The 22623-nt window shown below is 72.8% G+C and carries 21 protein-coding genes; all 21 read left to right on the top strand.

Going from position 1 to position 22623, the window contains the following annotated elements; all coding sequences use genetic code 11:
- Positions 1-252 precede the first annotated feature (252 nt).
- The 21 genes from ACGFIG_RS21440 to ACGFIG_RS21340 all read left to right on the top strand — a co-directional run bounded on the left by ACGFIG_RS21440 (position 253) and on the right by ACGFIG_RS21340 (position 22583).
- Positions 253-1824 (top strand): sugar transferase, encoded by a 1572-nt coding sequence (locus ACGFIG_RS21440; protein WP_393005605.1) that lies wholly within the window; start codon positions 253-255, stop codon positions 1822-1824.
- Positions 1825-1862: 38 nt separating this feature from the next.
- On the top strand, positions 1863-3113 hold the full coding sequence (locus tag ACGFIG_RS21435; RefSeq protein ID WP_393005398.1) for a sensor histidine kinase: 1251 nt from the start codon (positions 1863-1865) through the stop codon (positions 3111-3113).
- The gene (locus tag ACGFIG_RS21430) at positions 3110-3871 is read left to right on the top strand and encodes a LytR/AlgR family response regulator transcription factor (RefSeq protein ID WP_393005396.1); all 762 of its coding nucleotides are present in this window, start codon (positions 3110-3112) and stop codon (positions 3869-3871) included. Before ACGFIG_RS21435 ends, ACGFIG_RS21430 begins: the two co-directional genes overlap by 4 nt.
- Positions 3872-4391: 520 nt before the next feature.
- Positions 4392-5057: a DUF5701 family protein gene (locus ACGFIG_RS21425; protein ID WP_393005394.1), complete on the top strand. Its 666-nt coding sequence runs from the start codon at positions 4392-4394 to the stop codon at positions 5055-5057.
- Between the two features lie 283 nt (positions 5058-5340).
- On the top strand, positions 5341-5724 hold the full coding sequence (locus ACGFIG_RS21420) for a hypothetical protein (protein WP_393005603.1): 384 nt from the start codon (positions 5341-5343) through the stop codon (positions 5722-5724).
- A gap of 1 nt (position 5725) precedes the next feature.
- Positions 5726-7366 (top strand): cation acetate symporter, encoded by a 1641-nt coding sequence (locus ACGFIG_RS21415; protein WP_393005392.1) that lies wholly within the window; start codon positions 5726-5728, stop codon positions 7364-7366.
- Between the two features lie 151 nt (positions 7367-7517).
- On the top strand, positions 7518-8282 hold the full coding sequence (locus ACGFIG_RS21410; protein WP_393005390.1) for an ABC transporter ATP-binding protein: 765 nt from the start codon (positions 7518-7520) through the stop codon (positions 8280-8282).
- Positions 8267-9967, top strand: coding sequence for an ABC transporter permease (locus ACGFIG_RS21405; RefSeq protein ID WP_393005388.1), 1701 nt, complete (start codon positions 8267-8269; stop codon positions 9965-9967). The genes ACGFIG_RS21410 and ACGFIG_RS21405 overlap by 16 nt, the downstream gene beginning before the upstream one ends.
- 60 nt (positions 9968-10027) lie before the next feature.
- On the top strand, positions 10028-10522 hold the full coding sequence (locus ACGFIG_RS21400) for an SRPBCC family protein (protein ID WP_393005386.1): 495 nt from the start codon (positions 10028-10030) through the stop codon (positions 10520-10522).
- Between the two features lie 139 nt (positions 10523-10661).
- The gene (locus tag ACGFIG_RS21395) at positions 10662-11192 is read left to right on the top strand and encodes a flavin reductase family protein (protein WP_393005384.1); all 531 of its coding nucleotides are present in this window, start codon (positions 10662-10664) and stop codon (positions 11190-11192) included.
- A gap of 192 nt (positions 11193-11384) precedes the next feature.
- Complete coding sequence (locus ACGFIG_RS21390; protein ID WP_393005382.1) at positions 11385-11753, top strand: DUF485 domain-containing protein; 369 nt, start codon at positions 11385-11387, stop codon at positions 11751-11753.
- Complete coding sequence (locus tag ACGFIG_RS21385) at positions 11731-13404, top strand: cation acetate symporter (protein ID WP_393005380.1); 1674 nt, start codon at positions 11731-11733, stop codon at positions 13402-13404. The genes ACGFIG_RS21390 and ACGFIG_RS21385 overlap by 23 nt, the downstream gene beginning before the upstream one ends.
- 86 nt (positions 13405-13490) lie before the next feature.
- Entirely contained in the window at positions 13491-14465 is a 975-nt protein-coding gene (locus ACGFIG_RS21380; protein WP_393005378.1) for a UDP-glucuronic acid decarboxylase family protein, read from the top strand.
- Positions 14466-14541: 76 nt separating this feature from the next.
- Positions 14542-15771, top strand: a complete 1230-nt coding sequence (locus ACGFIG_RS21375; protein ID WP_393005376.1) for an LCP family protein — start codon at positions 14542-14544, stop codon at positions 15769-15771.
- Between the two features lie 234 nt (positions 15772-16005).
- The gene (locus ACGFIG_RS21370) at positions 16006-17220 is read left to right on the top strand and encodes an LCP family protein (protein WP_393005374.1); all 1215 of its coding nucleotides are present in this window, start codon (positions 16006-16008) and stop codon (positions 17218-17220) included.
- Positions 17221-17490: 270 nt separating this feature from the next.
- Complete coding sequence (locus ACGFIG_RS21365) at positions 17491-18429, top strand: LCP family protein (RefSeq protein ID WP_393005372.1); 939 nt, start codon at positions 17491-17493, stop codon at positions 18427-18429.
- A gap of 53 nt (positions 18430-18482) precedes the next feature.
- Positions 18483-18818, top strand: coding sequence for a rhodanese-like domain-containing protein (locus ACGFIG_RS21360; RefSeq protein WP_393005370.1), 336 nt, complete (start codon positions 18483-18485; stop codon positions 18816-18818).
- 14 nt (positions 18819-18832) lie between these two features.
- Positions 18833-19624 (top strand): glycerophosphodiester phosphodiesterase, encoded by a 792-nt coding sequence (locus ACGFIG_RS21355; RefSeq protein ID WP_393005368.1) that lies wholly within the window; start codon positions 18833-18835, stop codon positions 19622-19624.
- A 73-nt stretch (positions 19625-19697) separates the two neighbouring features.
- The gene (locus ACGFIG_RS21350; RefSeq protein WP_393005366.1) at positions 19698-21155 is read left to right on the top strand and encodes an ATP-binding protein; all 1458 of its coding nucleotides are present in this window, start codon (positions 19698-19700) and stop codon (positions 21153-21155) included.
- Between the two features lie 66 nt (positions 21156-21221).
- Positions 21222-21638: an ATP-binding protein gene (locus tag ACGFIG_RS21345; RefSeq protein WP_393005601.1), complete on the top strand. Its 417-nt coding sequence runs from the start codon at positions 21222-21224 to the stop codon at positions 21636-21638.
- Between the two features lie 60 nt (positions 21639-21698).
- Complete coding sequence (locus ACGFIG_RS21340) at positions 21699-22583, top strand: DUF5926 family protein (RefSeq protein ID WP_393005364.1); 885 nt, start codon at positions 21699-21701, stop codon at positions 22581-22583.
- Positions 22584-22623 lie beyond the last annotated feature (40 nt).

The raw sequence follows: 22623 nt of genomic DNA, 5'->3' as shown, positions 1-22623 counted from the left end.
CCGACTACGCAACGGAATCGGCCATCCCGCGTCGAAGGTCTGAGTTGCGGCTCTACCGGGCCCGCCATCCATCGGTATAGTGGCTCGGTCCCCGGCTTCTGAAATGGCGCGGAGCCGGCCAGACGCCCGGCGGCACCACACCGGCGCATTGTCCCTCGGGGCAACGCGCAGGCTGGCGCCCGCATGGGAGACTGGGACGGTGGGCGACCGGGCCCTCACGGTGAGTGAGCGGCGCGTGTCATGCGGGAGGACATGGGTGAGGTGACGACAAGCCTCCAGCGCCCGGGAACCAACACAGGCCGGAGCAAACTCGTGCGGCACGTCGACAGCTTCGAGATCCAGCCGCCAACACCGCCGTCCCACAACGGCGTACCCCGGTCCGCGTGGGCCCGGGCCCGCCGTCGCGTGTCACGCTGGCACCGCCCCTACATCACCCTGCTGCTGCTGCTCGACTTCGCAGCCGCCGCGGTCGCCAGCCTGATCGCCATCGAGACGTTCGACCAGTCGCGGGCGGGCTTCTACAACGCCGAGCAGGACCCGACGTGGTTCCACACGGTGGCGTTCCTGCTCCTGCCGCTCGGCTGGCTCGTCAGCCTCTGGGCCAACCGGGCCTACGACCGGCGCTACCTGGGCCTGGGTCCGGACGAGTACAAGCGGGTGATCAGGGCCAGCGTCGCCGTCACCGCGACGGTCTCCTTCCTCGCCTTCGCCACCAAGACCGACCTGTCCCGCTACACGGTCGGCACCGCCCTGCTCGCGGCGATGCTGCTGATCCTGCTGAACCGCATCCTCTGCCGCTTCGTGCTGCACGTGGTCCGCCGCAACATCAGCCAGGCCGGTCACCGGATGGTGCTGATCGGCACCCTGCCGGAGTGCCTGGAGGTCTACACGGCGGTCACCCGCAACCCGGCCGCGGGGCTGATGCCGGTCGCCATCCACATCACCGACGGCTACGCGGCGGCCAAGGGCATCGAGACCCCGGTCCCCGTGTACGCGGGCCGTGACGTGCTCGCCCTGGTCCGGGAGGTCGGCGGGGACACGATCGCCGTCTGCGGCTCGGCGAGTTCGGAGCCGGGCGAGCTGCGCCGGCTGGCCTGGCAACTGGAGGGCTCCGGCGTCGACCTGGTCGTCGCGCCGCAGCTCACCGACATCGCCGGCCCCCGGGTGCACATCCGCCCCATCGAGGGCCTGCCGCTGCTGCACGTCGAGGAGCCGACCCTCTCCGGGCCGGCGCTGCTGGCCAAGAACCTGATGGACCGGGTGGCCGCCGGGGTCGGCCTGCTGCTGCTGGCCCCTGTCTTCCTGGCCATCGCGGTCGCGATCCGACTCTCCGACCCCGGCCCGGTCTTCTTCCGCCAGCCACGGGTTGGCCACGAGGGCCGCACCTTCCGGGTCTGGAAGTTCCGCACCATGTACGTGGACGCGGAGGACCGGCTCGCCAGCCTCGTCGACCGTAACGAGACCGACGGCATGCTGTTCAAGATGAAGCAGGATCCCCGGGTCTTCCCGGTGGGCCGCTTCCTGCGGGCCTCGTCGCTGGACGAGCTGCCGCAGTTGATCAACGTGCTGAAGGGCGAGATGTCGCTGGTCGGGCCGCGCCCGCTGCCCGCCGACGACGGCGACTTCCTCGGCGACGTACGCCGCCGGCTGCTGGTCCGGCCGGGCATGACCGGGCTGTGGCAGGTCTCCGGCCGCTCCGACCTGTCCTGGGACGAGGCGGTCCGGCTGGACCTCTACTACGTCGACAACTGGTCGCTCGCGTACGACCTGAGCATCCTGTGGCGCACCGTCGGCGTGGTGCTCGCCCGCAAGGGCGCGTACTGACCCTTGGCCTGAGGGCCGGCAGGGGCCAGGATCGCAGCGTGGGTGGCAACCTCTCGGGCGTCTTCGGCGTCGTCTCGCTGCTCGCCGCGCTGGGGGCGGCCCTGTTCGCGGTGATCCGGCTGCGCGCGCGGCGAGGCATCGCCACGGCCACCCAACGGGCCACGTACGAGGTGCTGCACACCGCCGGGCTGGCCGCCGAGCCGCTGCGCGCGGGCCTGACCGCCGCGAACGCGGCGAAGGCCGTACGCCATCTGCGGGCGCTGGTGGGGGCGGCCGGGCTGGCGCTGACGGACCGGGAGGGCGTGCTCGCCCTGGACGGGCGGGGCGGGCACCACGAGGCGCAACTGGTCGCGGCGGCCGGGCGGGCGGTGGCGTCCGGCCGCTCGACCGTCCTCGGCGATCCGGAGCTGCACTGCGACCGGGTGGACTGCCCGGTACGCGGCGCGGTCGTCGCCCCGCTGACCGGCCCTGACGGGCGCACCGTCGGCGCGCTGGTCGCGGTCGCCGACGGCCAGCCGGCCCCGGGCCTGGTCCAGGCCACCCTGGAGACGGCGCACTGGGCCGGCAACCAGCTCGCCCTGGCCGAGCTGGACTCCTCGCGGGAGCGGCTGGCCCGCGCCGAGGTACGCGCGCTGCGCGCCCAGATCAGTCCGCACTTCATCTACAACGCGCTGACCGCGATCGGCTCGTTCGTGCGCACCGACCCGGACCGGGCCCGCGAGCTGATCCTGGAGTTCGCCGAGTTCACCCGGTACTCGTTCCGGGCGCACGGCGAGTTCACCACGCTGGCCGAGGAGCTGCGCTCGATCGACCGCTACCTGATCATCGAGCGGGCCCGGTTCGGCGACCGGCTCCAGGTGCGCCTCCAGATCGCCCCCGAGGTGCTGCCCGTGACCCTGCCGTTCCTCTGCCTGCAACCGCTGGTCGAGAACGCCGTCCGGCACGGGTTGTCCCGCAAGCCGGGCACGGGCATGGTGAGCATCGAGGCCCGCGACGCGGGCACCGAGTGCCACATCACCGTGGAGGACGACGGAGTGGGGATGGATCCGAGCACGCTGACCGCCGGCATCGCCGAGCTGGCCGGCGCCGCCGGGGACCCGGGCGACGCCGCGCTGGCCGGCGTCGGAGATGACCCGGGCCAGCACGTCGGGCTCTCCAACGTCGACGAGCGGCTCCGGTCGGTGTTCGGCGACGGCTTCGGCCTCGTCGTCGAGACGGGCCTCGGCTCGGGTACGAAGGTGAGCATGCGGGTGCCGAAGTTCCACCCCGGCGTACGAGCGGGTTCGTGAGCGCGGCCGGGTTCCTGCGGGTGCTGGCGGTCGACGACGAGCCGCCGGCGCTGGACGAGTTGGCGTACCACCTGCGGGCCGACCCCCGGGTGGCCCGGCTGCACACGGCGGGCGACGCGACGGAGGCGCTGCGGCTGCTCCGCGACGGCGACGTGGACGTGGTCTTCCTCGACATCCGGATGCCCGGGCTGGACGGCATGGAACTGGCCCGGGTGCTGCGCCGCTTCGCCCGGCCGCCGGCGATCGTCTTCGTGACCGCGTACGACGACGGGGCGGTGGACGCGTTCGACCTGGGCGCCACCGACTACGTCCGCAAGCCCGTACGCGCCGAACGGCTCGCCGAGTCCCTGCGCCGGGTGATCGGCGCACGGGTGGTGCCGTCGCACCCGGCGGCGCTGGCCCGCGCGGAGGAGGACCCGACCATCCCCATCGAGCTGGCGGGCACCACCCGGATGCTGCCCCGCTCGGCGGTGCGCTGGGTGGAGGCGCAGGGCGACTACGCCCGCCTGCACACGGCCGACGGGTCGCACCTCGTCCGGGTGTCCCTGGCGACCCTCGCGGAACGCTGGGCGGACGCCGGGTTCGTCCGGATCCACCGCTCCTACCTGGTGCAGCTCAAGCTGATCGCCGAGCTGCGGCTGGTCAACTCCGGCTACGTCGTGCTGGTCGACTCGGCGGAGCTGCCGGTCAGCCGCCGGCACACCCGCGAGCTGAAGGACAAGCTGGTCCGCGCGGCGAAGCAGGACTGGAACCGCTGACCCGACCCGCGCGGGGCACTACTCCCAGCTGGCACCCTGTCGAGCTGCCCCATGCGTGAGACCAGAGGCGTCACCCGCTCCCCGCCATCACCACGAGGCAGGGCGCGGACTCTCCTGGTCCCGTGGACGGGGCAGCTCGACAGCGGCTCAGCTTGGGGTCGTGGGGCCCTGTCGACTTGGTGCCACGGGAAGCCCGCCGCCTGCGGCGGTGACGCGAGCATCGTCGGACTCGACACCACCAGCGCCGCCGTCCGCAGCGGCGAACACCGCCTGACGATCAGGACGCCATGGACCTCACCGGGCCGGCTTAAGGTCCATGGCCTCCTGATCGCGGTTGGGCTTGGCGTTTTCCGGCCCGGTGCGGCGCCCCATCAAGGCGGGAATGTCCGGTTAAGCCGACCCCGGGCCGCACTGTTCAGGCCAGCGCCTCGGTGGCTTGCCCTCAAATTCTTTTCGAGGCCGGGAATACGTGCACCATGTCGTACGCTGTACGGTACTCCGTACGACAAAGGAGGCCGCCTTGTTCGACGCCGCGACCGAATTCGACCGTCAGCTCGACCGGCTCGTGGGGCTGGGCTACCCGGCCCTCGCCGAGCTGACCGGGGACGCCTTCCGTGACCTGGTCGCGCCGCTGCGCGCGGCGGCCATCGCCGGCTCGGCCGGCCTGCCCGCCCCGACCGAGGCGCGGGTGCCCTTCCTGCTGGTGACCACCCGTGAGCTGGTGCCCGTCGAGGAGCGCGTCGCGCTCACCACGCTGGCCGGCAAGCGGAAGCCCGGGATCGTCGACCGGCACTACGCCGAGAACGACCTGCCGAAGTTCGACCCGATCAAGGAGCTGGAGGTGCCGGCCGGCCCGGCGTACCTGCTCTTCGACGTCGACCGGGGCGAGGAGACGCTGAACCTGGCCCCCGCCGCCGCCATGGAGGTGATCACCGGCCAGGGCCGGCTGCCGCTCACCATCGACGAGGGCCTCGCCTTCGTCACCCTGTACCCGGAGACGCTGGCCAAGAACAAGTGCTTCTCGCTGGTCGGCTCCCGCTGCGGCGACAAGCGGGTACCCGCGCTCTGGATCAGCCAGAACGCGCCGAAGCTCGGCTGGTGCTGGTACGGCAACCCGCACACGTGGCTCGGCTCCGCCTCCGCCCGCCCGGAGCGCGTCGGCCTGGAACACGTCAACGCGGAGTAAATGCCGGGGCGGGGTGGCAGGCAATCGGTCGCCCACCCCAGGGTTCCCACAGAGTTATCCACAGGGGTGAGCAGTTCTCCACAAGTTGTCCACAGGGCGGTGCGCGGAGTCCACAGGGCGGTGCGGCGGGCCGGACGCGGGCCGGCCCGCCGCCCACGTGGGCCCTTGACAATCGCGGCGATCGGGCGAGACTGCCGGGGTGGCTGCTGCCGACGATCCCGTCCCCGTGCCCCGGCAGGGCGGGTCCGGGGCGTCCGAGCACGCGAGCCAGCCGGAGGGCTCGGTGCAGGCTCCGGTCGTCCAGCCCCGGACGCGGATCGTGCTGGCCGAGGTGTCCCGCCGGGAGGACCGGACGGAACGCACCCGTGCCGAACTGGCCGAGCAGACCCGGGTCGGCGACGCGCTCGTCCGGGGGCTGGTCCGGGCCCAGTTCGCGCTGGCCCTGCGGCTCTCCCTGGTGGTGGCGATCGGGCTCGGCGGGCTGCCGTGGCTCTTCGCCGTCGCGCCCGCCGTGGGCCGGGTGACCGTACTGGGCGTCAACCTGCCCTGGCTACTGCTCGGGGTGGCGTCGTTCCCGTTCCTGATCGCCGTCGGCTGGGCGTACGTGCGGTTGGCCGAACGCAACGAGCAGGACTTCACCGACCTGGTCCAGCGGCCGGAGCGCTGAGGTGGGCAACGGCTTCGTCGTACCGGCGATCGTGGCGGTCACCCTGGTCACCGTCGGCATCGGCTTCTACGGGCTGCGGCTGGCGCGGACCACCTCCGACTTCCTGGTCGCCTCGCGGGCGATCAGCCCGACCTGGAACGCCGCCGCGATCGGCGGGGAGTACCTGTCGGCGGCGAGCTTCCTCGGCGTCGCCGGGCTGATCCTCAAGTACGGCGTCGACGTGCTCTGGTATCCCGTCGGCTTCGCCGCCGGCTATCTCGCCCTGCTGCTCTTCGTGGCCGCGCCGCTGCGCCGCTCCGGCGCGTTCACGCTGCCCGACTTCTGCGAGCTGCGGCTCGGGTCGCGCCGGCTGCGCGTCCTGGCCACCGTCTTCGTGATCTTCATCGGCTGGCTCTACCTGGTGCCGCAGCTCCAGGGGGCGGGGCTGACGCTGGCCACGGTGACCGGCTCGCCGTACCCGTTGGGGGCCCTGCTGGTGGCCGTGGTGGTCACCGCGAACGTCGCGCTCGGCGGCATGCGCGCGATCACCTTCGTGCAGGCCTTCCAGTACTGGCTGAAGCTGACCGCGCTGGCCGTACCGGCGATCTTCCTGGCGTTGCAGTGGCAGGCCGACGCCCGGCCGGCGGTGACCCCGCCCGACGGGCCGACGTTCCGGACCGCGACCACCGTCGTGGTCGAGCACCGCGCGACCCTCACCCTCCCCGACGGCCGGATCCAGGAGGTACGCCCCGGCGACGAGCTGTCCTTCGCCGCCGGCGAGCCGGTGCCGGAGGTCTCCGGGGTGGCCACGAGAGCCGCCGACTGGCTGCTGCCCAGCACCGCCGGGGACGACGACCGGGGTTTGTTCGCCACGTACTCGCTGATCCTGGCCACGTTCCTCGGCACCATGGGCCTGCCGCACGTGCTGGTGCGGTTCTACACCAACCCCGACGGCGCCGCCGCCCGCCGCACCACGCTGGTGGTGCTCGCCATGGTCGGCGCGTTCTACCTGCTGCCCACCATCTACGGCGTGCTCGGCCGGATCTACACCCCGCAACTGCTGGTGACCGGGCAGACCGACGCGGTGGTGGTGCTGCTGCCCGGCGCCGCGCTCGGCGACGGCGCCACCGGCCGGCTGCTCGCCGCGCTCGTCGCGGCCGGCGCGTTCGCGGCGTTCCTGTCCACCTCGTCGGGGCTGCTCACCAGCGTCGCCGGGGTGATCTCGACGGACGTGCTGGGGCGCGGCTCGGTACGCGGCTTCCGGCTCGCCACGGTGATCGCCGGGGCCGTGCCGACGGTCCTCGCGCTCAACCTCGCCGGGCTGGACGTGTCGCAGGTCGTGGGGCTGGCCTTCGCGGTCGCCGCCTCCAGCTTCTGTCCCCTGCTGGTGCTCGGCATCTGGTGGCGGGGCCTGACCGACCTGGGTGCCGCCGCCGGGATCCTGGTCGGCGGCGGCGCCGCGGTCGGGGCGGTACTGGTCACGGTGCTGGGGCCGCCGCTGTCCGGTTGGCCGGCCACGCTCACCGCGCAGCCGGCCGCCTGGACGGTGCCGCTCGCCTTCACCGTGATGGTGGCGGTCTCGGTGGCGACCCGGCGCCGGGCGCCGGCCGACGTCGGGGCGACGATGCTCCGCCTGCACGCCCCGGAGGCGCTGCGCCTGTGAGGAAGGGCACCCTGCTGACGCCTCCGGTAGGGCCCTCCCCCTCGGGCGGGCCGGCCGTCGCGCGGACGCCGGCGGGTACGCCTCGGGGATGACCCGGGGGATCATCCTGCGGCCGGAGCAGCCGCTGGTCCAGGCCGGATACGGTCGGAGCATGACTGCTGAGCACCCGGCGCTCGCCCTGCGTGGCCTGGCGAAACAGTTCGACGGCAAGGTCGCGGTGGCCGGTGTCGACCTCGACGTGCCGGCCGGTTCGTTCTACGGCCTGCTCGGCCCGAACGGCGCGGGGAAGACCACCACCCTGTCGATGGCGGTGGGGCTGCTCCGGCCCGACGCCGGCAGCGCCCGGGTGCTCGGTCACGACGTCTGGGCCGACCCGGTCCGGGCGAAGCAGCTGCTCGGCGTGATGCCCGACGGCGTACGGCTCTTCGACCGGCTCAGCGGCGCGGAGCTGCTCGCGTACCACGGGCTGCTGCGGGGGATGGACCCGGCGGTGGTCGACCAGCGGGCGGCGGAGCTGCTGGACGTGCTCGCGCTCGGCGACGCCGGCCGGACCCTGGTGGTCGACTACTCGGCGGGCATGAAGAAGAAGATCGGCCTGGCCTGCGCGCTGCTGCACGGGCCCCGGCTGCTGGTGCTGGACGAGCCCTTCGAGGCGGTCGACCCGGTTTCGGCCGCGCTGATCCGGGACATCCTGCACCGGTACGTGACGGGGGGCGGCACGGTCGTCTTCTCCAGCCACGTGATGGAGGTCGTCGAGCGACTCTGCTCGCACGTGGCGATCCTGGCGGCGGGCACGATCAAGCGGGTCGGCCCCATCGACGAGGTACGCGGCGGCCGTTCGCTGGAGCAGGTCTTCGTCGAGGTGGTCGGCGGCCGTACGGCGACCGGCGAGGAGTTGGCGTGGCTGTCGCGGTGACCGGACCGACCGTCGCCGCCCCGCCCGTCCGGCGCGTCTCGGCCCGCCACTTCGTGCAGCTCAAGCTGCGGGTGATGGGCAACAACTTCCGGGGCCAGGGCTGGCGGGTCGCCCTCTTCGTGGGCGGCGCGGTGGCCGGGCTCTGGTTCGGCGGCACCGGCTTCTTCCTCTTCGCCGCGCCCGGCCTGGCCGACGAGAGCCGCTTCGCGCTGATGGTCGCCTCCTTCGGCGGAGGCCTGGCGGTGCTCGGCTGGCTGCTGCTGCCGCTGGTCTTCTTCGGGGTGGACGAGACGCTCGACCCGGCGAGGTTCGCGCTGCTGCCGCTGCCCCGCCGCACGCTCGTCACCGGGCTGTTCGCCGCCGCGTTCGTCAGCGTCCCGACGATCGCGGTGCTGCTGGCGCTGTGCGGGCTGGTGGTCACCGCCGGAGCGCTGGGCGGCTGGTCCGCCGCCGCCGTCGCCCTCGTCGGGGTGCTCGCCGGGCTGCTGCTCTGCGTGGCGGCGGCACGTGCGGTGACCAGCGCCTTCGCCACCGCGCTGCGGTCCCGCCGGGTCCGCGACCTGGCCGCCGTGCTGCTCGCCGTACTCGCCGCGCTGATCGGGCCGTTGCAACTGCTGGGCGTCGCCGCGCTCTCCGACACCGACTGGGACCGCCTCCAGGGGGTGGCCGAGGTGGTCGGCTGGACGCCGTTCGGCGCCCCCTGGACGGCCGGCATCGACGTGGCCGAGGGCCGCGTCTGGGCCGCGCCGGTGAAGCTGCTGATCACGGCGGCGACGATCGTCGCGCTGCTGGCCTGGTGGTCCCGCTCGCTCGAGTCGGCGATGGTGGGCGCGGCGAGTGCCGGGCCGGCCCGCGCCCAGCGCGGCACGACCGGCGGGGCGGTCGCCCAGCTCTTCCCGAGGATCGCCGGCTGGGCGCGGCGGGACCGGTTCGGCGCCCTCGTCGCCAGGGAGGCCCGCTACTGGTGGCGGGACGCCCGACGCCGGGCCAACCTGATCACCGTCGCGGTCGTCGGTCTCTTCGTGCCGGTCATGGTCAATGTGGGCGGCTCGGGCTTCGCCGTCGACGGCGCTGAGGGGTTCACGGTCAGTCCCGACTCGTCCCCGCTGCTGTCCAGCCTGTCGATGCTCTTCGTCGGGCTGCTCGCCGCCGTCACCCTGGCCAACCAGTTCGGCTTCGACGGCAGCGCGTACGCGGCGAACGTGGTGGCGGGCGTCTCCGGCGGGCAGGAGCTGCGCGCCCGGATGGCCGCCTTCTCGATCTACGTACTGCCGATGCTGGCGGTGATCTCCGTGGTCGTCGCGGTGCTCGTCGGCGAGCCGGGCTGGATCGGGCTGATGGCGGGCACCCTGCTCGCCACGTACGGCGCAGGGCTGGCGGTGAACTGCTTCGTCTCGGTGCTCGGGGCGTACTCGCTGCCGGAGACGAGCAACCCGTTCGCGTTGAACAGTGGCGCCGGGATCGCGAAGGGCTTCCTGACCCTGCTGGCGATGCTCGCCACGGCGGTGGCGGCGGTGCCGATGGTGGTGGCCGCGGCACTCCTCGGCGACGCCTGGCTCTGGCTGGCTCTGCCGGTCGGGGCGGCGTACGGCCTGGGGGCGGCGCTGCTCGGCGCGTACCTGGCCGGCGACGTGCTGGACCGCCGGATGCCGGAGCTGCTCGCCACGGTGACCCCGCGCCGCTGAGCACCGCCGCCGTTCCTCCTCGGCGCGGCGGGTCTTTGCGGCTGGGGGCAGAATGGCCTGATGCCCGTCGTCGAAGCGGTGGTCACCGTGCCGGTCCCGCCCGAGCTGGCCTTCGCGGTCTCCCAGACCACGGCACCCGTGCGCTACCGCTGGGACCCGTTCGTCCGGGAGCAGCACTTCACCGACGGGGCGACCCGCCCCGGCAAGGGGGTGCGGACCTTCACCCGCTCCCGGCACGGCCTGGCGATGGTCAGCGAGTACGTCTCCTGGGCCCCGCCGAGCCACGTGGGCATGAAGATGGTGCGCGGGCCGTGGTTCTTCGAGATGTTCGCGGGTGGGTGGCGGTTCGCGCCCGCCCCGGAGCCCGGCCACACGCTCGCCACCTGGCGTTACAGCTTCCGCTGCCGGCCGGCGTTCCTCCGCCCGGTCGCGGAGCGGATCGGCTCCTGGCTGCTCGGCCGCGACATCCGCCGCCGGATCGCCGGGTACGCCGCCGGCTGCGCGGACCCGGAGGTGCTGGCCGCCGCCCGCCGGTCACTGACCCCCGACGACTGACCCTCGGGCGTACGCCCAGCCCTGACGGCGGCGCGACCGAGTTCCGGGATCCTGGTAGGGAACGGCCCTTCGAGGGGCCGAAATCGTCCAAGATCTCAAGCGGCGGTCCGGGCCCGTCGGGGGCGGGGCAGGACGGACAATGTTTCACGTGAATCATGAGCCGGGCGCCGAGATCCACCACATCGACCCGTTCGCCGTGCCCGCTGACCAGCGCTCGCCCGTACGCCGGCTGCGGGGTCGGCTGGCGTCGCCGGTGACGCTCTGGACGGCGCCCGAGCCGGCGGGCCTGACGGTCTCCTCCACGCTGGTCGCGGAGGGCGAGCCGGACCGGCTGCTCGGCCTGGTCGACCCCGAGTCCGACGTGTGGGCGGCGATCGAGTCCGCCGGCCGCTTCGCGGTGGCCCCGCTCGGCCCGGCGCACCGGCAGCTCGCCGACCGGTTCGCGGGCCTCTTCCCGTCTCCCGGCGGACTGTTCGCCACCGGGGCGTGGACCGACACCCCCTACGGTCCGGTGCCGGCCGACGTCGGCGGCTGGGCGGGGTGCCGGCTCGACAACGCCCGCGAGTACGGCTGGGGCCTGCTGGTGGAGGCCACCATCGAGGTGGTCGAGCTGACCGGCGAGACGGACCCGCTGCTGCACTACCGGGGCCGCTACCGCGAGCTGACCTGACGACGGCGACCGTTCGGCCGGGCCGACGCCGCACCGCTGACCGGTGAACGGAGTGAGCTGGGTCACTCGGCGCAGCCACCGTGCCGTTCGGCGCAGCCACCGACCGGCGTCGATCACGCCCTTCCCCGGCGGGGAGCGCGCTTTCTACCGTGCGCGAAACTCCCCACGCCCCGTGAAGGTGGTGATCCACAAATGTCCACGGACACACCCGCGTCCACGCCCGCCTCGGCGGCGGACCGGTACGTCGCCGTACAGCGATCGGACGAGTTCGCCGGGTTGCGGCGTACGCTGCGCGGCTTCATCTTCCCGATGACCGTCGCGTTCTTCCTGTGGTACGCGCTCTACGTGATCCTGTCCGCGTACGCGCGGGACTTCATGGGCACGAAGCTCTTCGGCAGCAACATCAACGTCGCCCTCGTCTTCGGCCTGCTCCAGTTCGTCTCCACCTTCCTCATCGCCTGGCTCTACTCCCGGTTCGCCGACCGGAAGATCGACCCGGTCGCCGACCGGATCCGCGCCGAGATCGGGGAGGTGGGCCATGAACACGGTCCTCGCGGCTGAGGCGGGCAGCACCACCGCCCGCAACCTCACCATCACGCTCTTCCTGATCTTCGTGGCGGTGACGCTGGCCATCACCATCTGGGCCAGCCGGCAGACCAAGACGGCCACCGACTTCTACGCGGGCGGCCGGTCCTTCTCCGGTTTCCAGAACGGCATGGCCATCGGCGGCGACTACATGTCGGCCGCCTCGTTCCTCGGCATCGCCGGCATCATCGCCCTCTACGGCTACGACGGCTTCCTCTACTCGATCGGCTTCCTGGTCGCCTGGCTGGTGGCGCTGCTGCTGGTCGCGGAACTGCTGCGCAACTCCGGCCGGTACACGATGGCCGACGTACTGGCCTTCCGGATGCGTCAGCGCCCGGTGCGGACCGCCGCGGCGGTCTCCACCATCACGGTGTCGATCTTCTACCTGCTGGCGCAGATGGTCGGCGCGGGCGCGCTGGTCGCCCTGCTGCTCGGCATCAAGCCGGGTACGACCTTCCTCGGCATGGACGCCGACACCGCCAAGGTCGCCACCATCATCATGGTCGGCGCCCTCATGATCGTGTACGTCACGGTGGGCGGCATGAAGGGCACCACCTACGTGCAGATCGTCAAGGCGTTCCTGCTGATGGGCGGCGCCCTGGTGATGACGCTGCTGGTGCTGGCGAAGTACAAGTTCAACCTGTCGTCGCTGCTCGGCGACGCCGCCGCCTCCTCGGGCAAGGGCAGCGCCTTCCTCGAACCGGGGCTGCGCTACGGCGTCGAGGTCGCCGGCAACGCGACACAGACCTTCTACAACAAGGTGGACCTGTTGTCGCTCGGCATCGCGCTGGTGCTCGGCACGGCCGGCCTGCCGCACATCCTGATCCGCTTCTACACAGTGCCGACGGCGAAGGCGGCCCGCAAGAGCGTGCTCTGGGCGATCGGCATCATCGGCACCTTCTACCTGCTCACCCTGGCCCTCGGCTTCGGCGCGGCGGCCCTGGTCGGCGGCGAGGCGATCACCGCGCAGGACAAGGCCGGCAACACGGCCGCGCCGCAACTCGCCGAGGCGCTCGGCATCGACTTCCTCGGCGGCGATCTCGGTGGCGCCACCCTGCTCGCGATCATCGCGGCGGTCGCCTTCGCCACGATCCTGGCCGTGGTGGCCGGCCTGACCCTGGCCTCCTCGTCCAGCCTGGCGCACGACTTCTACGCCAACGTGATCAAGGACGGGAAGGCGTCCGAGCGGCAGGAGGTCCGGGTCGCCCGGGTCTCCGCCCTGGTGATCGGCGCGATCTCGATCGTGCTGTCGATCTACGCGCAGAACCTGAACGTGGCCTTCCTGGTGGCGTTGGCCTTCGCGGTGGCCGCCTCGGGCAACCTGCCGGCGATCCTCTACAGCCTGTTCTGGCGGCGGTTCAACACCTCGGGCGCGGTGTGGGCCATCTACGGTGGCCTGCTCTCCGCCGTCCTGCTGGTGTTCTTCTCGCCGGTGGTCTCCGGGGCACCCACCTCGATGTTCCCCGACCATGACTGGCAGTGGTTCCCGCTGTCCAACCCGGGCATCCTGTCCATCCCGTTCGGCTTCCTGTGCGGCTGGATCGGCACCGTGATCTCCAAGGAGCACGACGAGGAGAAGTACGCCGAACTGGAGGTGCGCTCCGTCACCGGCGCCGGCGCCCACTGACGGCCGGCAGCGCGCGGAAGGGGCCCTCGCCGACAGGGCCCCTTCCTTGCGCCGGGGCGGCTCCGGCACTGGGTAGGCTGACCGGCATGAACGCTGTCGCCCGTTTCGGACCCGGTCACCGCATCCTCGTCACGGGCGGCGCCGGCTTCGTACCGTCACACCTGGTGGACGCCCTGATCGACCGCGGCTGCACCGTGGTCGCGCTCGACAACTTCGTCACCGGGTCGAAGGAGAACGTCGCCCACCTGCTGGACGAACCGCGCTTCACCCTGGTCGAGGCCGACATCTCCGACGGCCTGCCGGCCCACCCGGCGCTGGCCGAGCGCTTCGACGCCATCCTGCACATGGCCTCGCCGGCGAGCCCGACCGACTTCGAGAAGCTGCCGGTGGAGATCCTCAAGGTCGGCTCGGTGGCCACGCTGCACCTGCTGGACCGCGCGGTCGCCGACGGCGCCCGCTTCCTGATGGCCTCCACCTCCGAGGCGTACGGGGACCCGAAGGAGCACCCGCAGCGCGAGTCGTACTGGGGCAACGTCAACCCGATCGGCATCCGCAGCGTCTACGACGAGGCGAAGCGCTTCTCCGAGGCGGCCACGATGGCCTACCACCGCAGCCGGGGGCTGGACACGGCCATCGTCCGGATCTTCAACACGTACGGCCCGCGGATGCGTCCGGACGACGGCCGGGCCATCCCGACCTTCATCTCCCAGGCGCTGCGCGACGAGCCGATCACCGTGCACGGCACCGGCAACCAGACGCGCTCGATCTGCTACGTCTCGGACCTGGTACGCGGCATCCTGCTGCTGCTCGACTCGCGCGAAACGGGGCCGATCAACTGCGGCACCGAGCACGAGATGAGCATGCGGGAGCTGGCCGAGACGATCGTGTCGCTGGCCGGGAGCGCCTCCCAGGTGACGTACATCACCCGTAGCGCCGACGACCCGGAGATGCGCCGGCCGGACCTGACCCTCGCCCGCGAGCTGCTCGGATACGAGCCGACCGTGACGCCCGAGGACGGCCTCCGGCGCACGATCGAGTACTTCCGCAAGCACACGGCTTAACGGACGCGGCCCGCCGCCGTACGCCGCCGGTGGCGCTTCAGGGCGATGGTGGCCGGGCGTACGTACCCTGAGTTACATGTCAGCGACCACGCCCGCCGGAGTTCCCCTCCCGCATCTGCACCGCAGCGCCGGGCGCGCCTCGGTGCCCGGCTCCGGCCGGGACGCCGGACGCGCCCGGCCCGCCGAGGCCCGTTGGTCCCCGTCCCCGGACGAGCCACGGGCCGGCGGCCCGGGCGGACCTCTGGGCCCGGGCGGCCCCGGCGGCACGACCGGACCGGGCGGGCCCGGCCGGCGCGGCGCACGCCCCCGGTGGGGCCGCATCGCCCTGGTGGCCGGCGTGGCCGTGCTGGTGCTCGCGCTGCTCGGCGGGATCGGCGCCTGGGTCTACGCCCGCGGCCTCGACGACGACCTGGCCCGCACCGACCCGTTCTCCGAGATCACGGGTGGTCGGCCGGCCAAGGCGGTGGACGGCGCACTGAACATCCTGCTGGTCGGCAGCGACTCCCGGGACCCGGACGCCCCGGTGGACAAGTCCAGCAAGTGGCGGGCCGACACGATCATCGTGATGCACATCCCGTCCGACCACCAGAAGGCCTACCTGGTCTCCATCCCCCGCGACCTCTACGTGCCGATCCCGGAGAGCGCCAACGCGGACTGCGGCTCCGGGCAGCGGGGGAAGATCAACGCGGCCTTCGCCTTCGGTGGGCTGCCGCTGGCCGTCCGGACGGTGGAGTGCTTCACCGACGTGCGGCTCGACCACGTGATGGCGATCGACTTCGCCGGCTTCAAGCAGGTCACCGACGCCCTCGGCGGCGTCGACCTGAAGGTGGAGCGGACCATCACCTCGATCCACAAGCCGTACCGGACGTTCACCAAGGGCACCAACCACATGGACGGCGCCGAGGCGCTGGACTGGATCCGGCAGCGCAAGCAGTTCCCGGACGGCGACTTCGCCCGGATGCGGCACCAGCAGGAGTTCCTCCGCGCCCTGATGGACAAGGCGGCCAGCACGGACACGCTGTCCAACCCGAAGAAGCTGAACGACTTCCTCAAGTCGGTCACCGCCGCGGTGACCGTCGACCAGGGCTTCTCGCTGGTCGACATGGGGGTCCAGTTCCGCAACCTGCGCGGCGAGAACCTCACCTTCGTGACCAGCCCGCACGTGGGCAGCCAGACGATCAACGGCGAGTCGGTGGTGGTCTCCGACAAGGAGAAGGCCCTGGCCATGTACAAGGCCATGTCGGCCGACACCATGACGACCTGGGTCGAGGCCAACCAGAAGAAGAAGGACGACACCGGAAACTGACCAGCTCCGCCCGGCCGGCCCTCCCGTGATCGACAGGCGTCGTCACGACTCGGGGGGCCGGCCGGGCGCTTCCTGTGAGCCAACCGCCAATCGGCCGTATCGATCTGACCGTTCGGTCAGTTTCCCTGGATGACGGCCGAACGAACGGTATTTGACGGCCGGACGACCTCGCCAGGACGGGAAAGCGTCCGTAAAGTGATCCCGCCCCCTGAGACAACGCGAGCTGGAGCACGCATGCCGGTTCAGACCAGCCGTCGCCCTCCGGCGCTGGAGCCCTCCCGTGGCCCGGTCCGGGCCTCCACGAGCATCCCGAAGCAGCCCGTCAAGGGCGGCAAGGTCGGTGGCGGGTCCGCGAAGAAGCGGTCGCGTCGCAAGGACCCGCTCTGGGCCCGACTCACCCTGATCTTCGGCGCCGTGCTGATGGTGGCCAGCGGCGCGGCCATCGTGGGCAGCAAGGCCCTGATCAGCAGCGCCACCGGCAACATCGCGCAGCGCAACCTGCTCGGCGACGCGGGCAAGACCGACGCGGAGGGCGGTGCCAGCCTGGACGGCCCGATCGACATGCTGCTGCTCGGCGTGGACGCCCGGGAGCGGTGGGCCGCCGACGACGTACGGGCGGACAGCATCATCGTGCTGCACATCCCGGCGACGCACGACCAGGCGTACCTGATCTCGATCCCCCGGGACACCGAGGCCCACATCCCGGCCTTCAAGAAGAGCGGCTACTCGGGCGGCACCGACAAGATCAACGCGGCGTTCCAGGCCGGCGCCCGCAATGGCGGCGGCTGGGAGGGCGGCGCCCAGCTGATGGCGCAGACGATCAAGAAGATGACCGGGATCAGCTTCGACGGCGCGGCCATCATCAACTTCGGCGGCTTCAAGAACGTCATCGACGCCCTCGGCACCGTGCGCATCTGCGTGAAGCAGGAGGTCGAGTCGATCCACATGTCGTACGTGGACGGCAAGCCGATGTGGAACGCGGACGCGAAGAAGACCGGCAAGCGGATGACGCCCGTGCTGCACAAGAAGGGCTGCCGCGAGATGGAGGGCTGGGCGGCGCTGGACTACTCCCGGCAGCGCAAGAGCCTCAAGAACGGCGACTACGACCGGCAGCAGAACCAGCAGCAGCTCATCAAGGCGATGGCGAAGAAGGCCACCCAGGACGGGACGCTGACCAACCCGATCAAGCTGAACAAGCTCATCGACGCGGCCGGTAAGGCGTTCACCCTGGACACCGGCGGCGTGCCGGTCGCCGACTTCGTCTTCACCATGCGCGGGGTGACCGGCAACGACCTGGTGATGCTGAAGACGAACGGCGGCACCTTCCACAGCGACGGCACCCGGGAGACGCTCAGCGAGCAGACGATGGACATGTTCCGCGCGGTGAAACAGGACAAGCTGGCCGAGTTCGTCTTCGCCAACCCCGAGGTGGTCTCGAACCGCGAGTAGCCGCCGGGTGCCGTGGTCCGCGGCCCGAGCCGCCCGGGTGTCCCGGCGGACCGGGATACCGGCCCAGGCCGCGCAATGTCGCCGAAGCGGCCCGGGGCACCCGGCTCGCCTCGTAGCCTGACGTGAGACAGATTCACGTACGGGTCGCGGGGAGGCGTCACGTCCAGATCGGCGGGCGACGGTCGGGGCCGGGCCGGGGCCGGCACCCGGACCGCCCGGCCGCGCCGCGTCCGCTGGCCCCGGCTGCTGCTCGGCCTGGGGCTGGCCCTGGTGCTGCTGGCCGGGCTCGCCGTGGTGGGACTGCACACCCTCACCGACCGCTACGAGCGCAGCGTCGTGCGGGAGCAGTTGCTCGACCCCACCGCCCGCCGGAACCGCACCGACCCGGACGGGCCGCTGAACTACCTGCTCGTGGGGACGGACCGGTGGCAGAGCGGCAGCGCGGCGGACCGGCGCTCGGACACCATCCTCATCGTGCACGTCCCGGCGGGCGGGCGCGAGGCGTACCTGGTTTCCGTCCCCCGGGACCTGCTCGTCGCCATTCCCGCCGGCAACGGCTACGGCGGCGGCCAGGACAAGATCAACGCGGCGTACGAGCACGGCGGGGGCGGTCAGCCGGGCACCCGGCTGTTGTCGGCCACCCTGACCCGGTTGACCGGCATCCGCTTCGACGGCGCGGCCCTGATCGACTTCTCCGGTTTCCGCAAGGTCATCGACCTGCTCGGCGGCGTACGCATGTGCGTCGACACCGAGGTCCGCTCGATCCACACCGGCCGCGTCTTCCCGCCCGGCTGCCAGCAGATGGACGGCGGTGAGGCGCTGGACTACGTCCGGCAGCGCTACGACCTGCCGGGTGGCGACTACGACCGGCAGACCCATCAGCAGCAACTGCTCCGGGCCGTGCTGGAGCGCACGAGTGAGACGTCGCTGCGGACCAACCCGGTCAAGCTCGACCAGGTGATCCGCGCGGTGGGCGGCTCGTTGACCGTGGACACCAACGGCGTACCGCTGGAGGACCTCGTCCTGGCGCTGCGCGACCTGCCGGCCGACGCGCTGCGCGGCGTCCAGGTCCCCTCCCACCCCCAGACCATCGACCAGGTGTCGTACGTGGTCCTCGACAACGGCGGGAACGGCCTCTTCGAGGCGGTACGCGGCACCCGGGTGCCGGACTGGGCGCGGGCCAACCCGCGCTGGATCACCCGACTGTGACGCCGGGGGCCGGCCCGCCGTCGGCCGACCGGGCGAGGATCTAGGCTTGGCCCGTGTTCGGATCCCAGGTTCCCTCCGTGACCGTGACCGAGATCGTCGCCGACGCGTACCTGCTCGACGTCCGGGAGGACGACGAGTGGAACGCCGGCCACGCCCCCGGCGCGCACCACCTGCCGATGATGGAGCTGCCGGCCCGCATCGCCGAGGTGCCGACCGACCGCGACGTCGCCGTCATCTGCCGCTCCGGCGGGCGCTCCGCGCAGGTCGTCGCCTACCTGCTGCGCAACGGCTGGGACCAGGTGCGCAACGTCGAGGGCGGGATGGGTGAGTGGGCCGCCGCCGGGCGAGAAGTCGTCGGCGAGGACGGGCAGCCGGGCCGGGTCCTCTAGGGCGGGCGGAAGGAATGGACGCCCCGCTCGTCTTCGCGCACCGCGGTTCCTCCCACGACCTGCCCGAGCACACCCTCGCCGCCTACCTACGGGCCCTCGACGAGGGCGCTGACGGGCTGGAGTGCGACGTCCGGCTGACCCGGGACGGGCACCTGGTGTGCGTACACGACCGCCGGCTCGACCGCACCAGCAACGGCCAGGGACTGGTCAGCGCCCGTACCCTCGCCGAGCTGGAGGCGCTGGACTTCGGCTCCTGGCACCCCGGCTGCGTACCGGCCGACGGCGACGAGGTGCTCGACGAGTCGCACACCCGGCTGCTCACCCTCGAGCGGCTGCTGGAGGCGGTGCTGGCCGCCGGCAGGCCGGTGCGGCTGCTGGTGGAGACCAAGCACCCCTCCCGCTACGGCCGGAACGTCGAGCGCCGGCTCGTCGCGCTGCTGCGCCGGTTCGGCCTGACGGAGCCGAAACCGGACGATCCGGTACGGGTCACCGTCATGTCGTTCTCCCCGCTGGCCGTACGCCGGCTCCGGGGGCTGGCCCCCGCGCTGCCCACGGTGCTGCTGCTGGAGGTGCTGCCGCGCTGGCTGCCGCTGGGGCGGCTGCCGTTCGGCACCCCGATCGCCGGCCCCGGCGTCGCCCTGGTGCGCGCCCGGCCGCAGCTGGTGCCCGCGCTGCGGGCGGCGGGCAGCCAGGTCTACGTGTGGACCGTCAACGAGCCGGCCGACCTGGACCTCGTCCTGGCTGCCGAGGTGGACGGCATCATCACCGACCGGCCGGCGCAGACGCTCGCCCGGCTGGGCCGCTGACCGGGGTGGCGCCGGTGCGGGACCGGGTCGGGCAGGGGTGTCCCGGGCCCGGCCGGCGGGGCACACTCGGAGCATGCCGGAGCGTCCCGACCTCTCCGCTCTCATCGCCGGCCACACCACGGTGATCGAAATGATCAACTCCGGTGGCTCCGGCCTCCCGGTGCTCACCCACCTGCTCAGCGTGGCCCGGTCGGCGCTCGGCGCGGCGGGCGTGGCGTTCGTCGAGTTCGCGCCGACCGGCGGCCGGGTGATCGCCGCGACCGGCGCGGCCGAGTGGGCCGTCGGCCACCCCGTGCCGGCCGACGACCCCGCCACCGTCTGCCTGCTCTCCGGCGCCCGCGTACGCCAGGTCCGCACGGACGAACTCACCGGCAGGCTCTGCGGTGAGCTCGCCGAGCGGGGCCTGCTGCGGATGGTGGTCTCCCGCGCGGAGATCGGCGGGCTGACGGTCGGCAGCCTGCACGTGCTCTACCCCGACGGCCACGACCGGCTGGACGTCGAGCAGCACGCCGTCGTGGGCTACGTGGCCGCCTGCATCGCCCACATGTACGGCGACCAGACCGGGCTGCCCGTGCACGGCGACGGGCCGGTGGTGGCGGCGCTGGCGGACGGCCTGGCCGTGGTCGACCGGGACGGGCACGTCCGGCTCTGGAACCCGGCCGCCGCGCGGGTCACCGGCCGTTCCACGGACCAGGCGATCAACCGGCCGCTGCCCTTCCCGCTGCCCCCCTGCGGGCAGGTGCGCGACCACCGGCTGCCCGACGGACGCTGGCTCCGGATCACCTCCGGCGAGCTGCCCGGCCCCGGCACCCTGCGGGTGGTCACCTTCCGGGACATCACCGACCAGCAGCGCCGCGACCACGACCGGGATCTCTTCGTCGCGGTGACCAGCCACGAGCTGCGTACGCCGGTGACCGTCATCAAGGGCTACGCGGACACGCTCACCGACCACTGGGAGTCGTTGACCGAGACCGACCGGCGGCAGGCGGCCCGGGTGATCGGGCAACGCGCCAACGAACTGGCCCGACTGGTGGACCGGCTGCTCTCCTCCGCCGCCGAGGCGGGGCCGGGCGACGAGCCTCCCGCCCCGTACGACCTGGGCGACGCGCTGCGCACGGCGGCTGGCGACCTGCCGGCGGAGCTGCGGCAGCGGCTCGTCCTGCGCGTTCCCGCCGACCTGCCCAAGGCGCTCGGCCACCGGCTGAGCCTGGCCACCGTGCTCACGGAGCTGTGCACGAACGCCGGCAAGTACTCGGCGCCGGACTCGCCCATCGAGATCACCGCCGCGGCGGACGGGTCGACCGTCTCCTTCCAGGTCGGCGACCGGGGCGTCGGCATCCGACCGGAGCACGCGGAGCGGGCCTTCGACCGGTTCTGGCAGGGCGAGTCGGGCGACCGCCGCCGCTATCCCGGCGCCGGGCTCGGCCTCTATCTCGTCCGACGGATCGTTGAACAGCAGAATGGATGGGTATCCCTACGACCGAGGGCCGGTGGCGGTACGGTCGCAGAGGTGCGGCTGCCCCGCGGGTGACCGGCGGGCCGCGGGGGGCGGGAAGGGAAAAGGGTGTCGACGGGAGCTGCCGATCGGGCGTGGTGCGTGGTGGTGCCCCACCACGCCGCTGGAGCACGGCTGGCACGGCGCCGACTCGCCGAGGAGCTGACCGACGTCGTACCCCCGCCGCTGCTGGCCGACCTCGTCGCGGTCCTGGCCGAGCTGGTGGGCAACGCCGTCCGGCACGCCGACCCCCTGCCCGGCGGGGTGGTCCGGGTGGCCTGGCGGCTGCGCGCCTCGGTCGGCGGGCAACAGGTGCAGCTCCGGGTGACCGACGGTGGCGCCGCCGCGGGCCCGACGATGCGGATCGCCGACCACGACGCCGTCGACGGGCGGGGGCTGCACATCGTCTCGGGGCTGGCCGACCGCTGGGGCGTCGAGCGTGACGGCCTGGGCCAGAGCGTGTGGGCCGAGTTCGACCCGGTGGAAATCACCCGGTCGGACCTGGCCGTGGCCGGCTGAGCGACCGCGAGGGCGGGTCCTGCCCCCGCCGGGTACCCGGGGGCTCTAGGCTGTCTCGCCGTGAGCAAGCGTCGAAAGAGCCAGCGGGCCGCCGAAGCCACCCCCAAGCGGGAGAAGGTACGGGACATCTTCGTGCCCCGACCGTTCGAGGGGCTGGCCGACGAGCCGGAGTGGATCGCCCTACGGGAACTGGTGCCGGCCGCCTCGGCGCCCTTGCGGCTGGCCCCCGCCCTGGTCGAGGAGTTCGGCGACCGGGAGGTCGTCCTCGCCACCGTGCTGCCGATGGCCAGCCCGGCCATGACCAAGCCGGACGGGCGGGTCCTCATCGGGCTCCAGCGTCACCTCCAGTCGGGCGACGTCTCCCGGGACCTGGCGGAGGCGCTGCTCTGCGCGCTGCGGACCGAGCCGGGCCGCCCGGTGCCCGTACCGCCGCTGCCCGGCCCCGGCCCCCGGTTGCAGGACGTCCTCGTCGACGGCCCGCTGGAGGTCAGCATGCACGACGGGTTCGACTTCTGGCTCGACCCGGGCGCCGGCGACGACCCCAACGTGCAGGCGTCCCTGGAGCGGGCGAACGCCGCGATCTACCCGACGGTCCGGCTCGCCGCCGCCCGCGCCGCGTACTGGTGCCAGGTGCCGGAGAAGGCGCACGTGCGCTGGGTGCTGCCCGACGACGAGGACGCCGCGCTGGACGCGCTGGCCCGGCTGAGTGTGGCCGGCACGCTGGTCCTGGGCGAGAACACCCGCTTCGCGGGCATGTTCCGGGCCCACGGCCGGCTGGTGCCCGTCTGGGACCTGCCGGAGGACGTCCCGGCCGCCGACTGGGAGCAGCCGGTCGCCGACTTCGCCAAGCGGTACGCGGAGGCGCTCGCCGAGCCCACCCCGCTGGACGCCGCCGGCCGGCGGGCCCGCCACGGCCTGCTCGGCCGCCAGCTCACCCTGCGGTGAGCCTGCCCGGTCGCCACCGCACGCTGCGGTGAACCCGCGC

It is taken from the genome of Micromonospora sp. NPDC049048, assembly GCF_043197615.1.
Lineage (GTDB): Bacteria > Actinomycetota > Actinomycetes > Mycobacteriales > Micromonosporaceae > Micromonospora.
This window is presented reverse-complemented; position numbering and strand designations above follow the sequence as displayed.